This window comes from Staphylococcus argenteus, assembly GCF_000236925.1.
Lineage (GTDB): Bacteria > Bacillota > Bacilli > Staphylococcales > Staphylococcaceae > Staphylococcus > Staphylococcus argenteus.
Genome location: NC_016941.1, coordinates 2,704,705 through 2,718,544, shown reverse-complemented (window position 1 = coordinate 2,718,544; position 13,840 = coordinate 2,704,705). Strand labels below are relative to the sequence as shown.

The following is a 13,840-nucleotide window of genomic DNA, read 5'->3' as shown; positions in this document are numbered from 1 at the left end:
TTTCTGTAGGGGGTTTTAAAAATTGAAGAATAAGATTATTGATAACGCAATAACCTTATTTTCAGAGAAGGGGTATGACGGTACAACACTTGATGATATAGCTAAAAGTGTAAATATAAAAAAAGCGAGTTTATACTATCATTTTGACTCGAAAAAAAGTATTTACGAGCAGAGTGTTAAATGTTGCTTTGATTACCTCAACAATGTAATTCTGGTGAATCAAAATAAATCTAACTATTCAATTGATGCTCTATATCAGTTTTTATTTGAATTTATTTTCGACATCGAAGAAAGGTATATTAGAATGTATGTCCAATTGTCTAATACACCTGAAGAATTTTCTGAAGATATCTATAGACAAATACGTGATTTAAACCAATCATTAAGCCAAGAAATAGCGAAGTTTTATGATGAATCAAAGGTAACGATGACAAACGAAGATTTTCAAAACTTGATACTTCTATTCCTTGAAAGTTGGTACTTAAGAGCATCATTTTCTCAAAAATTTGGCTCAGTGGAAGAAAGTAAAAGTCAATTCAAGGATGAAGTGTATTCACTGCTAAATATATTTTTGAAAAAATGATTTTTGTAACTAGTTTGTAATAAATAACTTTGTTTTGTAAAAAAAGACATGAGATTATTTTTGGGAATCGGTATATAGTTGACAATAAAACTCGAAATTGAGAATATTAAGATGTATATAAAATCTATAAATTAAATACAATGTATTAATATTAATATCAGTTATTACAAAATACGATTTGTCTAAGAATTTGATATTATTATACTTTATTGTTGTGAGATGTTAAGTTTGTATTTGAACATATTTTAAATGCGTCACGTTCCCCTAAATAGAATAGGATGTCATCTAATTACAGGAAATTTGTATCAATTAGATGAAATTAAAAGTAAAAATAAATAGTAATAAGCGTCGATGAATTGTTAATACATGTCATTGACGCTTATTTTTTATGCGAATCGGTAATGTTATTTATCAAGGACAGAGTATGGGACATCAATGTCCTTAGCTCAACTATATTATATTGGCAGTAGTGGGGCCCCAACACAGAGAAATTGGAACCCAATTTCTACAAGCAATGCAAGTTGGGGTTGGGGCCCCAACACAGAGAAATTGGATCCCAATTTCTACAGGCAATGCAGGTTGGGGTGGCCCCAACATAAAGAAATACTTTTTCTTTAGAAATTAGTATTACTTATGCATGAGTTTTACTCATGTATTCCTATTTTTAAGTACACATTAGCTGTGGCTAATGTACAAGAACCACTACATAATAAATCATTTCCAGCTCTTTATCATTTCTGTCCCACCACTCCCTTCTTTGAGATGAAAACAAACATGGTATGACACACTTTACATAAAATAAAAAATGAACAGATTTAACTACAAGACAATATTAAGCGTTGAACAAAAATATAAATATGTTATACATAACTAGTAAAAATCATGATATAATTTTAAACGATAAAAAATTTATATAAAATATTAATGAAAATGTAGTTGTGAATGTTATAGAGGTAAGTAAGTTAACTTTAAGATTCCGCCTATAATATAAACACGATGATTATAACGAATGTTTAAATGGAGGATGCCATGAAGGAAAAGTTTGATTTAGTAAAACTATTAAATATTTTGAAGAAGAATATTAAATTATTAGTCATTTTACCAGCGATATGTCTTGTCGTAATTGCGGCGCTAACTTTTTTTGTTATGCCTGACAAATATACTGCTTCTACGCAAATACTTGTTAACATGAAAAAGTCTTCAAGCGATTTAGCTTTCCAAAATGTTCAAAGTAGTTTGCAATCTGTAAATACATATACAGAAATTATTAAAAGTCCAAGAATTCTTGATAAAGTAGCGAGAGAATTTGATGGTGAATATACAACGACTGAGTTGAATTCGTTTTTAAAAGTCACAAATCAAACTAACTCTCAAATTATTACCGTATCAGTTACAACTGGAAATAAATCAGAATCTGACAAAATTGTTAATCGAATATCTAAAGTTTTTGCACATGATATGCCTAAAATCATGAGTGTTGATAACGTTACGATACTTTCATCCGCACACGATAATGCTGTAAAAGTATCGCCAATCATTTCTGTTAACTTAGTGATTAGTATCATCGTTGGAATAGTTTTAGCAATTTTAATCATTTTCCTAAAAGAATTATTAGATAAGCGTATTAAGACTGAAGAAGATGTTGAAGCACAATTAGGGTTACCTATTTTGGGTTCAATACAAAAATTTTAAATTTATGAGGAATTACCATGACGAATACACGAAGAAGTACATCAAGTTTAATTGTCCATGAGCAACCAAAGTCACCTATTAGCGAAAAATTTCGAGGCATACGTTCAAATATAATGTTTGCTAACCCTGACAGTGCAGTTCAAAGCATTGTAATCACTTCAGAAGCACCTGGAGCAGGGAAGTCTACTATTGCAGCAAATTTAGCAGTAGCATATGCACAAGCAGGTTATAAAACATTAATTGTAGATGGGGATATGCGTAAACCGACGCAACATTATATTTTTAATTTACCAAATAATGAAGGACTTTCCAGTTTGTTGTTGAATTGGTCATCATATCAAGACAGTATTATCTCAACTGAAATTGAAGATTTAGACGTCCTGACGTCTGGACCTATTCCGCCAAACCCATCAGAGTTAATTACATCTCGCGCATTCGCAAATTTATATGACACGTTATTGATGAATTATAACTTTGTCATTATTGATACGCCCCCTGTTAATACGGTTACAGATGCGCAATTATTTTCAAAGTTTACAGGTAATGTTGTCTATGTGATTAACTCTGAAAATAATAATAAAGATGAAGTTAAAAAAGGGAAAGAATTGATAGAAGCGACAGGTGCTAAATTATTAGGTGTCGTTTTAAATAGAATACCAAAAGATAAAAGTGCTAGTTATTACGCATATTATGGGACTGATGAATCATGATTGATATTCATAATCATATTTTAGTTGATATTGACGACGGACCAAAAACAATTGAAAAAAGTATTGCTTTATTAAAACAAGCTAAAGATGAGGGTGTCACTAGTATTGTAGCTACACCACATCACTTACATCCGAGATATGAAAATTCATTTCAGCATGTGTTAGTAAAATTGGCTGAGTTGAGAACACATCCAGAAATACAAGCATTAGATATTAAATTATTTCCTGGGCAAGAAATTAGAATTACGGATTCGATTTTGAAAGGTTTAGATAATGGCAGTATTCAAGGTATTAATCGTTCGAAATATTTATTAATTGAATTTCCAACGAATGAAGTACCTCATTATACTAAGCAATTGTTTTTTGAAATACAATCGAGAGGGTACATACCTATCATTGCACATCCAGAAAGAAATAGAAGTATCGCAAATAACCCAGAATTATTATATGAACTTGTTGCTAATGGGGCGCTAAGTCAATTAACATCGAGCTCATTAGTGGGTGGATTTGGAAAAAATATTCAAAAGTTATCGTTGCAATTTATAGAATGTAATCTGGCCCATTTTATAGCTTCAGATGCACATTCATGTGATCAAAGACCATTTTTGATGCAAGAGTTATTTCATAATAATAAATTGAAGAAGTATACAAATGATATTGAAGCGTTACTTCGAAATGCAAGTTCAGTAATTAATGACAATTTTGTTTATTTGGATAGACCGACTAAGCCAGGGAAAGTGAAGTCGTTTTTGAAGTGGTTTTAATTAAATATATTTTGTGAATTAGGCTGGTGTTTATATACCAGTCTTTTTTGAGGTGCGCCTGCGTTAAAAAAATTATGATATAAAATTTATGCTAATTCGTAGCAGATGACGTGTTCTACTGATGTGAATGACTTTCAAATGTGTAAGCTATTTTTTATAGTAAAAGTAGGATGAGTTGGCTATTTCACGAAATGCAAAGTTAAGGAAGTGTTTTTATGGTATTAAGAAAAGTAATCATACAGGACTTAGATCAAATTATTGCACTTGAAAATATTGGTTTTTCACCGGAAGAAGCTGCAACGCCCGAGGCATTGAAATCTAGAATTGAACAAATTCAAGATAGCTTTATAGTTGCTGAATACAACGGGGAAGTCATTGGATACATCAACGGTCCTGTGATAAAAGAGCGTTACATTAGCGATGATTTATTTAAAAATGTCCAAACAAATGATAGTGAAGGTGGTTATATTAGTGTGTTAGGTCTTGTTGTAGCACCAAACTATCAAGGTCAGGGTATTGCAGGCCGTTTACTAAACTATTTTGAAAATCTTGCTAAGAATCAACAACGACAGGGTATAACGTTAACATGTCGAGAATCATTAATTTCATTTTACGAAAAATATGGTTATCGTAATGAAGGTATATCAGAATCATGCCATGGTGGGATTAAATGGTATAACCTAGTAAAAGATATAAAAATAAAGGATGATGAGGTGTAATGATGGCAGTTGTCTATGTAGCAGGAGGATGTCTATGGGGTGTAGAAGCATTTTTCTCAACAATTCCAGGAATTATACATACAGAAGCAGGAAGAGCAAATGGAGGAAGCTCTATATTAGACGGTCCGTATGATGGTTATGCAGAATGTGTCAAACTTCATTTTGATGATCGTATGTTAACAATTACAGACATCATGAATTATTTATTTGAAATTATTGATCCATACAGTGTGAATCAACAAGGAAATGATATTGGAGAAAAGTATCGAACGGGTTTATATAGTTGTGTAGATAAGCATTTGACTGAAGCGCGTCAGTTCATTAATCGACGAAAAGACAGAGGGCAAATTGCAGTGGAAGTCTTACCGTTGTCTAATTATATTAAAAGTGCAGAAGAACATCAGCAACATTTAGAAAAATATCCAGAAGATATGCATATGTGTCATCTTTCAAAAGATTTGCTAAATAAATACAAGTGATTTTCAGAGTGGTATAGATGTTTAAATTAACTTAAAACGGAGAAATAGATGGTTATATTAAGAAAAGAGGTTGGTATAATGCGTACGTTTGATGCACAGTCATTATCCGCTAAAGAAAACTATAAATTGTTAATTGGTTCAATTATTCCACGGCCTATAGCTTTCGTAACAACATTAAATCAAGATATATCAGTAAATGCAGCACCATTTAGTTTTTTTAATATTGTTAATAATCATCCGCCAATGATTGCTATTGCAGTTCAACGTGCAGGAGGTAAGAGAAAAGATACTGCATTGAATATAGAGCGGACTGGAGACTTTGTTGTGCATATTACAGACGAAGATAACGTTCAAGATATTAATGAGACTGCAGCGCCTTTGGTATACGGAGACAGCGAGTTAAGTCGTACAGAGTTATCACTTGTAACATCTACAACGATTAAGACGCCAGGGATCCAAGAAGCAAAAATGAGATTCGAATGTAAACTATCGCAAATCATATTACTTGGAGATGAATTAGATGGAGCTGACTTAATAATAGGTGAAATTGTAACGTATCACATTGATGACAGTATTTATGAGGGTGATTTTAAAATCAATCCACATGGATTACAGGCTGTTTCTCGTTTAGCCGGAAATGATTATGCTAAATTAGGGGAAATATTTACAATAAATAGACCAGAAAAATAATAAAACACATGCTATAGCGGTGTACTGTTTATGGCTTGAATCCAAAGTACATAGTTGCTAAAGTATGTGCTTCTAAAATGAAGACTATTTTTTATTACAAGAAAATGTATCTAGTAAACTTAAAGTAGCAAGTCCTAATAAATCTAATGCATGTTGCGCACCTTTTTTTCCATGACCAGCTTCGAAATGTTTGTAAGCAGCAACACTTAAAATACCTATCGTTGATAGCGAAGCAAGGCGAGAAATGTTTTTATTGATAAAGCTCGCTGAGTATAAAGCAGCAGTAGTTGCTTCTGCAATGCCGACGTATTTTACAAGTTCTTTTTGCAAGCCGAAAGTATGCTCAAACAGTTCAATCATACCCTTATCTTCTTGCAATTTAGGTTTACTGGCTTGGTATAGCTCCTTCGCAAGTTTTAAATTAGTTGCGTAACGCAAAATCATATATAATTCCTCCAATGTTTGATTTTTTGAAAAACGGTTGCTTTATCATTTTACCCGTTTCTTCAAAAATGAATCTCTTATGTAACATGTGTAGTTTAGGAATGTTTGCTATGGAAATATAATTCTATTCACTCAAAATATATGAATTTAATGTGTGGTTTTATCGAGTTGTTCTTTTAATTTGGTTAGATTGTTTTTTAGAGAAGCGGTACTATTTTTAAGTGCATCAACAGATTTACCTTCGTTTTGAGACATTGCGTTTATGACAGCATGAAGTTCCGTTTCTAACATGTCGGCGTCACCTTTAGCATTAGCACTTAATACTTTAATATCTCTTAGAAGGCTATCTGATAGTAGTGCATTTTTGAAAAAATCTTGCATCTCATTGATAATATATTCTGTAAAAATAAGTTCATCTAGGATTAATCGCATATCAGTTAATTGTTGATGTAACTTATCAATAAGATTTTTAAAAGATTTAAGTGTTTCCGCTGTTGTCTTGGCAAATGGAACTTTGGATGCAATCCATTCAATCTTACCAACAAAATAAGATAATGTTGGTGTGCATGCATCAACTATAGAAATGAGCGCAATGATTCTTACTGTTTCTGGTACTATCAAAAGATTTATATTTGACGCAAGTGTACCCAAACCAGATTCCATCACTTTATTTCGGATTTCTAAATTCAATAATAAATTCTTAGATTCTGCAAGTGGTTTTGATGTTTGCTTTGTAGCATTTTTATTGATGGGTACGTTGTTAACCATTACATTGTCATCCAAATGGGTCATTTGGGTCAATATATCATTAATGCCATCACCGAAATTAGTGACTTGATTTTTGATAATTTGAATATTTGGTATTACAACATTCAAATGGGCTAAAACTTCTTCTCTAACACCATCCTCAAATCCTTCTGATAAGTTGACAAACATTTTGACAATAGTGTTGCTAACTATATCAAAAGCAGCTTCCATGAAATCATCACCATATTTAATGAATTTTGAAATTTTATCGGTAATTTTATCAATAAAATCAATAATTGAATTAATAATATGATCGGCACCTACTAAATCTAAAATATTATCTTGGTCTCTAAGTGTTCTGAGGTTACCTTTTAATTCATCCGCTTTACTTTCAATTTTAGTTCTAATTAGATTGGATATGTTGTGAATCCAACCTTCTAATTCGTTAAGTTTTATTACTTTTTTAAAATAATCTTTCGTTTCATTTACATGTTGACTAAAATTATTATTTTCACGTTCAACGGATGTTCGAATATCTTTCATTTTAAGATCAATATTATTTACATATTCGGTTAATCTACCATGCACATAGTCGTTTAAATCCGCCAGGTGCCCTTTATCTAATTTTATTTTTGATGTGCCAGCACCAATAGCATCACCACTCCATACAAATATAGGAGTATGTTCATCCATGTCAGCATAAATTTTCAATCCATTGCGGCTCGTATAGACTTCCTTGTTAATAATATTGTCTTGATCAAAATGGTCTAACTTCTCTTTTTCTTCAAAGTTGTATCCAGTATGAGCAGGTCCCAATGCTCCAAATGTAGACACGCCATTTTCTAGGAAAATGTGTTTTCCGACCATGGAATTATACATAAGCCCACCTATATTAATTCTAGTCAAGACATCACTTCTACTGTGGTAATTATGTATATTATTTGCATCTCGACGAGCCATACGGGTAATAGATCTTGGCATAGGTGCAGAATTTGTAGTAGTTACGTTAAGACCTGGATCTAATACACCTAAATATTGAGCTATGGCTCCAGAGAGTGAATTACCCCCTGCATTTGTGATTGACTTTCCTTTGTAATCATCGATTTTTAAATTATATTTTTTGTAAAATGCATCTGCATCTAAAGAGTCTGCATCACTGTATTTTTGTTTTAAATCAGAATACACTTTTCCTGCTTCCAGTAATTGATTTGGAATTGAGTCTCCAGCGAGTCTTAAATCTGCACTTACATCGTTTGGGTCACTAAAATCAGTACCATCAAAAGATATTATTATCTGTCCAGTACTTTTATTATTGTCATAACGTTCATATAATTTATAGCCGAGTCCAGTGTTAGTTGTTTGTTGCTGTTTTATAACTTTATACATGCTACCATTTACATTAATCTTGTCATTTTTTGAAATATTACTATTGTAATTCCAAGCACTACTTAATTCAATTGCGTCTAAATCGGTTATATGATCATTTTTTTTCATCATTTTCCCCTCCAGAAATGGAAATTTCTTGAGAATCTGATTGTAAACGTTTATGCTCATCTAATTGTGAAGCAGAAACTTTATCTTTGTAAAATATGATGCTTTTATTTCCTGGATAAAGTTTCATTGTGTCATTAGTTGTTTTTTGTAGGTTCCAAACATAGTTAGCAACAGTCTCTCTGTTTTCACCTTTATCGTAATAAGCAATAAATTCTGACTCCATATTTTTTTGTATTTGAGGATATTTATTAATCAAAGATTGTAACTGTTGATTGAATGCATCTCCTTTTAAGTGCATAACAGGCTTAAATTCTTGTTTAAACTTTTTTAAGTCATCGATACTGTCTGTGTTGAAATTCAAAAATTGTTTAGTAACGCCATTGAATTCTTGCTTCTTTTGAAGTTTTTCATTCATGGTGTAATAACCGTTTTTCTCAACTTCTGATTTAAATTTTAACCGAGCTCGTTCGATTTCAGGTTCATAACGTTTATACATCATGGCTGCAACTGCCGCTGATGTTTCATTTACATGACCAGGTGTAAATGTTGTGATAGCCACGCCATTTCCAGACTCAACAAATATCAGTCTAAATTGAAAGGGAACGTCATAATTGACCGTACCGACGACTACTAAGCCATCTGTTTTACTTTTCTTACTAAACCCAGAAGCATTAGTATATGGTTTAATCAAATTAACTTTACAATCATAGCCAAAGGTGTCTTTCACGTAGTCTTTATATTTTTTGATTGCTTCATCTTTATGTTTTTTGAGAAACACTTCATTTCTATCCTTATGTTCACCAATATATTTACCATCATAATCTTTGACGCTAACCGTTTTTGGAATAGATTTTGTTTGATCTTTATGCATTAAAGAACAGCCTCCTAAAATAAGTGATGTACACAATACAAAGCTAGTTACTTTTCTCATTTTTAATATCTCCTCTATATTGAGTGTTTTTATAATGAAAATAAAAATATAAATAATAGTTAAAGTGTTTTAATGCAATATAATTATAACTTAATTATTCTCGTAATAGCTAATAATTTTATATTTAATTGTAAAGTTAATGTGATTATTTGGATAAGGAACTATAGTACACTAAAATGTCTTCAAGTTTTTTATTAGCAATCCATCCCTCTACTTCTATCATTATCATTACGTTCATATAATTTATAGACATGGTCAGTCTTGATAGACTCGAATTTATCTATAATGCGATAAATGTGGTTATTTACATTTACATTTTTGTCAGTCACCAATTTCGAATTGTACTTCCAACTGCTACTTAACTCAATAGCATCTAAATCGGTTATATGATTATTTGTTCTCATTATACTTTCCTCCCTCGATGGAAATTACATTAGCATCCGATTTTAAGCGGCCATTTCCATCTACCATTGACGGGGAAACATCATCTTTATAAAACTGTACAAATTTTGTGCTAGGATATGATTGCATAACGTCATTTATAGATTTTTGAAGATTCCAAGCATAGTTTTTTACTGTTTCTCTATTTTTTTCGTTATCATAATAAGCAATGAACTCTGATTTCATATTTTTTTGTATTTGTGGATATTTGTTAATCAAAAATTGTAACTGTTGATTAAATGCATCACCTTTTAAGTGCATAACAGGCTTAAATTCTTGTTTAAACTTTTTTAAGTCATCGATACTGTCTGTGTTGAAATTCAAAAATTGTTTAGTAACGCCATTAAATTCTTGTTTTAGTTGAAGTTTTTCGCTCATCGCATAATAGCCATCTTTTTCAATTTCATTTTTAAGATTTAATCGAGCTTGTTCGATTTCATGTTCATAACGCTTATACATCATGGCTGAAACTGCCGCTGATGTTTCATTTATATGTCCAGGTGTAAATGTAGTGATGGTTACACCATTATCAGATTCAACAAAAAGTAATTGGAGTTGAAAAGGAACGTCATAATTGACAGTACCAATCACTGATATACCATCTGTTTTACTTTTCTCACTAAATCCAGATTTATTAGTATAGGCATCAACTAAATTAATTTTACAATCATAGCCAAAGGTGTCTTTCACGTAGTCTTTATATTTTTTGATCGCTTCATCTTTATGTTTTTTCAGAAATACTTCATTTCTTTTTTTATGTTCGCCAATATATTTACCATCATAATCTTTGACGCTAACCGTCTTTGGGATATCTTTTGTTTGATCTTTATGCATAAAAGAACAGCCACCTAAAATAAGTGATGTACACAATACAAAGCTAGTTACTTTTCTCATTTTTAATATCTCCTCTATATTGAGTATTTTTATAAGGAACTATAGAACATCAAAATGTCTTTAGGCAATTCGTAATGGTTAAATTAATGTTATCGATTTTTATGCTATTCCCCTCCAAGAGTAGAAACTTCTTCGACTTCAGATTTTAATCTACCATTCTTATCAAGTTGTGATGGGGAAACACTATCCTTATAAAATTTCATAAATTTAATGCCTGGGTAATTTTTCATTACTTTGTTAGTAGGTTTTTGTAGGGTTACTACGTAGTCACCAACGATATCACGAGTTTTGTTTTTACTATAATATGCAATAAAATTAGTTTTAGTTTGATCTTTAATTTCAGGGTGTTTCATTAACAATGCGTCAAATTTCTGATTAAAATCACTATTTGATTTATTCATAAGCGGTTTGAATTCTTTTTTGAATTTATCCATGCCTTCAATTCCAGGAGTTTTAAAATTTAAATATTGCCTTACAACTCCGTTATATTCTTGTTTTACTTGAAGTTTTTCATTCATGGCAAAGTAACCATTTTTTTCAACTTCGGATTTAAATTTTAACCGAGCTTGTTCAATTTCATGTTCATAACGTTTATACATCATGGCTGAAATTGCCGCCGATGTTTCATTTTCATGACCTGGAGTAAATGTAGTGATGGTTACACCATTATCAGATTCAACAAAGAGTAATCGTAATTGAAAAGGAACGTCATAATTGACCGTACCAACAACAACTAAGCCATCTGTTTTGCTTTTTTCACTAAACCCAGATGCATTAGTATATGGCTTAATTAAATTAATTTTACAATCATAACCAAAGGTGTCTTTCACGTAGTCTTTATATTTTTTGATTGCTGCATCTTTATGTTTTTTCAGAAATACTTCATTTCTTTTTTTATGTTCACCAATATATTTACCATCGTAATCTTTGACGCTAACCGCTTTTGGAATAGATTTTGTTTGATCTTTATGCATAAATGAGCAACCGCTTAATATGATTGATGCACATAATATGATTTGCATAAGTTTTCTCATTTTTAATGACTCCTCATGATAAGTAGTATTTTTGGGATATAAATATAAAAAAATTTGTTTTTTGACATTACACTACTTTATTTCTTTTTGAATCTCTTCCCAATTTCCACCATCCATTGATATTTTATTAGTCTTATTTTCTAGTCTGCCATCTTCTCCAATTTGGCTCGGGGATACGCCGTCTTTGTAAAAATACATCATTTTCAATCCAGGTATTTTTTTCATTGTGTCATTTGTTGGTACCTGTAAATCCCATGAATATTTATTAACGACTTTTGTGCTTTTCTTATCGTAATAGGCAATAAAGTCAGAATTCATGTTTTTTTGTATTTGTGGATATTTGTTAATCAAAGATTGTAACTGTTGATTGAATGCATCACCTTTTAAGTGCATGACAGGCTTGAATTCTTTTTTAAACTTATCTAGGTCATCTATACTAACGGTATTGAAATTTAAGTATTGCTTAGTAACACCATTAAATTCTTGTTTAACTTGCAGTTTTTCATTCATGGCATAATAACCATTTTTCTCAACTTCGGATTTAAATTTTAACCGAGCTTGTTCTATATCGTGTTCATAACGCTTATACATCATGGCTGCAACTGCAGCTGACGTTTCGTTTTTATGGCCAGGTGTAAATGTTGTGATAGTTATGCCATTGTCAGACTCAACAAAAATTAGTCTAAATTGAAAAGGAACGTCATAGTTGACCGTACCGACGACTACTAATCCATCTACCTTACTTTTCTCACTAAACCCAGATGTATTAGTATAGGCCTCCACCAAATTAATTTTACAATCATAACCAAAGGTGTCTTTCACGTAGTCTTTATATTTTTTGATCGCTTCATCTTTATGTTTTTTCAGAAATACTTCATTTCTTTTTTTATGTTCACCAATATATTTACCATCGTAATCTTTGACGCTAACCGTCTTTGGAATAGATTTTGTTTGATCTTTATGCATAAATGAGCAACCGCTTAATATGATTGATGCACATAATATAAGTGATGCACATAACATGATTTGCATAAGTTTTCTCATAGATAGACAACCCCTTTGTATTGCACTATTTTTCAGAATCTAGATAAATAATATGAAAATCAAAATATTGTTATTCAATATTATTATAAACTAATCATGATTAGAGTAACTATAATTAATTAAATTAACAAAAAATATCATAAATATTAATTGTATTAACATATTTCTATAAGTCGAGAAGTAAGGACACAAAAGAAAGAAGCCACATCATATATAGTTTCTACTTATAAATAAATTGTTTATTTATATTAGACGCTTCAGTAAAGAGGGCGTAACCTTAAATGTAATTACTAATAAGGGGTGAAGATAGAATGAATTATTCGCCAAAGCAAGGTGTAAGAAGTCATGGTTTACCGCATGATCCATTTAAAAGTAGTACAGTACCACGTCCGATTGGTTGGATTTCTACTGTATCGAAAGATGGAAAGAATAATCTTGCTCCCTATAGTCAGTATCAAAACTTAACGTGGGACCCACCTATGGTTATGTTTGCGGCAAATCAATCCGTTCTTGGTGATCATGAGCGTAAAGATACAGTGAAAAATGCAGAAGAGACAGGTTGGTTTGTATGGAACATGGCAACCTATGACTTGAGAGATGCAGTTAATTTATCGTCGAAAGCACTGCCACCTGAAGAAGATGAATTTGAATTTGCGGGCGTGACAAAGGAAGACTGTATTGAAGCCCCAGGTTATCGTGTAAAAGAATCGCCGGTTCATTTTGAATGTGAGTACGTTCAAACGATTCGTATTCCAACTGGAGACCCAGTATCTACCGTAGACATTGTTATAGGTAGAGTCGCCCAAGTTCATATTGATGATAAAGTTATTCTTGATAACGGTAAATTAGACATTAAGTCGATTAAACCTATTGCCAGATTAGGATATTACGATTACACAGTAGTGAATGAGATATTTGAAATGAAAGCACCTGCAGCTTCTAAAGAAGAGTTAGCAGGTTTAGAAGGAAGAAATTTCGATAATCAATCAAATTCAAATGATAAGACATAAATAAAATTAGGAATACATTTGCATAAAATACATCTTTACTAAATTCTAAATTTAGAGAGGTGTATTTTTTTGTCCAAAACATGTGAAACAGTAAGGCAATATGTAGTGTTATTTATATTTTAAAATAATAAACTTTTGCATTTTCTCATATATCACACTAGGTT

The 13,840-nt window shown here is 31.5% G+C and carries 13 protein-coding genes and 3 pseudogenes; 8 read left to right on the top strand and 8 right to left on the bottom strand.

Annotated features, from left to right (window positions below; genetic code table 11):
- Positions 1-22: 22 nt before the first annotated feature.
- The 7 genes from icaR (at position 23) to SAMSHR1132_RS13180 (ending at position 5,637) form a co-directional block, all read left to right on the top strand.
- Positions 23-583 carry an ica operon transcriptional regulator IcaR gene (icaR, locus tag SAMSHR1132_RS13210; RefSeq protein ID WP_000790912.1) on the top strand — a complete coding sequence of 187 codons (561 nt, stop codon included), beginning with the start codon at positions 23-25 and terminating at the stop codon, positions 581-583.
- Positions 584-1,612: 1,029 nt separating this feature from the next.
- On the top strand, positions 1,613-2,275 hold the full coding sequence (locus SAMSHR1132_RS13205) for a Wzz/FepE/Etk N-terminal domain-containing protein (protein ID WP_000659685.1): 663 nt from the start codon (positions 1,613-1,615) through the stop codon (positions 2,273-2,275).
- A 17-nt stretch (positions 2,276-2,292) separates the two neighbouring features.
- The gene (locus SAMSHR1132_RS13200; RefSeq protein WP_000185856.1) at positions 2,293-2,985 is read left to right on the top strand and encodes a polysaccharide biosynthesis tyrosine autokinase; all 693 of its coding nucleotides are present in this window, start codon (positions 2,293-2,295) and stop codon (positions 2,983-2,985) included.
- Positions 2,982-3,749 carry a tyrosine-protein phosphatase gene (locus SAMSHR1132_RS13195; protein WP_000565318.1) on the top strand — a complete coding sequence of 256 codons (768 nt, stop codon included), beginning with the start codon at positions 2,982-2,984 and terminating at the stop codon, positions 3,747-3,749. The genes SAMSHR1132_RS13200 and SAMSHR1132_RS13195 overlap by 4 nt, the downstream gene beginning before the upstream one ends.
- Before the next feature lie 215 nt (positions 3,750-3,964).
- A complete protein-coding gene (locus SAMSHR1132_RS13190) occupies positions 3,965-4,468 on the top strand; it encodes a GNAT family N-acetyltransferase (protein WP_000244263.1) in 504 nt (167 codons plus the stop codon).
- 2 nt (positions 4,469-4,470) lie between these two features.
- Entirely contained in the window at positions 4,471-4,947 is a 477-nt protein-coding gene (locus SAMSHR1132_RS13185; protein WP_014373923.1) for a peptide-methionine (S)-S-oxide reductase, read from the top strand.
- A gap of 78 nt (positions 4,948-5,025) precedes the next feature.
- A complete protein-coding gene (locus SAMSHR1132_RS13180) occupies positions 5,026-5,637 on the top strand; it encodes a flavin reductase family protein (protein ID WP_001258701.1) in 612 nt (203 codons plus the stop codon).
- An 84-nt stretch (positions 5,638-5,721) separates the two neighbouring features.
- Here SAMSHR1132_RS13180 and SAMSHR1132_RS13175 read toward each other — a convergent pair whose 3' ends face one another.
- The 8 genes and pseudogenes from SAMSHR1132_RS13175 to SAMSHR1132_RS13145 all read right to left on the bottom strand — a co-directional run bounded on the left by SAMSHR1132_RS13175 (position 5,722) and on the right by SAMSHR1132_RS13145 (position 12,666).
- Positions 5,722-6,081 carry a hypothetical protein gene (locus tag SAMSHR1132_RS13175; protein WP_000603478.1) on the bottom strand — a complete coding sequence of 120 codons (360 nt, stop codon included), beginning with the start codon at positions 6,079-6,081 and terminating at the stop codon, positions 5,722-5,724.
- Between the two features lie 147 nt (positions 6,082-6,228).
- Positions 6,229-6,447: pseudogene (locus SAMSHR1132_RS14340) on the bottom strand (hypothetical protein); the annotation flags it as partial.
- A gap of 1,802 nt (positions 6,448-8,249) precedes the next feature.
- Positions 8,250-8,322, bottom strand: a pseudogene (locus tag SAMSHR1132_RS14485) (hypothetical protein); the annotation flags it as partial.
- Positions 8,309-9,253 (bottom strand): hypothetical protein, encoded by a 945-nt coding sequence (locus SAMSHR1132_RS13165; protein WP_014373921.1) that lies wholly within the window; start codon positions 9,251-9,253, stop codon positions 8,309-8,311. The pseudogene SAMSHR1132_RS14485 and the gene SAMSHR1132_RS13165, both read right to left, overlap by 14 nt.
- Positions 9,254-9,566: 313 nt before the next feature.
- Positions 9,567-9,657, bottom strand: a pseudogene (locus SAMSHR1132_RS14335) (hypothetical protein); the annotation flags it as partial.
- On the bottom strand, positions 9,644-10,588 hold the full coding sequence (locus SAMSHR1132_RS14170) for a hypothetical protein (protein WP_001233486.1): 945 nt from the start codon (positions 10,586-10,588) through the stop codon (positions 9,644-9,646). The gene SAMSHR1132_RS14170 and the pseudogene SAMSHR1132_RS14335, both read right to left, overlap by 14 nt.
- Positions 10,589-10,692: 104 nt before the next feature.
- Positions 10,693-11,622, bottom strand: a complete 930-nt coding sequence (locus SAMSHR1132_RS13150; protein ID WP_001228864.1) for a hypothetical protein — start codon at positions 11,620-11,622, stop codon at positions 10,693-10,695.
- A 72-nt stretch (positions 11,623-11,694) separates the two neighbouring features.
- Positions 11,695-12,666, bottom strand: coding sequence for a hypothetical protein (locus tag SAMSHR1132_RS13145; RefSeq protein ID WP_001228866.1), 972 nt, complete (start codon positions 12,664-12,666; stop codon positions 11,695-11,697).
- A gap of 311 nt (positions 12,667-12,977) precedes the next feature.
- Here SAMSHR1132_RS13145 and SAMSHR1132_RS13140 point away from each other — a divergent pair, with 311 nt between their 5' ends.
- Positions 12,978-13,676 carry a flavin reductase family protein gene (locus SAMSHR1132_RS13140; RefSeq protein ID WP_001109885.1) on the top strand — a complete coding sequence of 233 codons (699 nt, stop codon included), beginning with the start codon at positions 12,978-12,980 and terminating at the stop codon, positions 13,674-13,676.
- Positions 13,677-13,840: the final 164 nt, after the last annotated feature.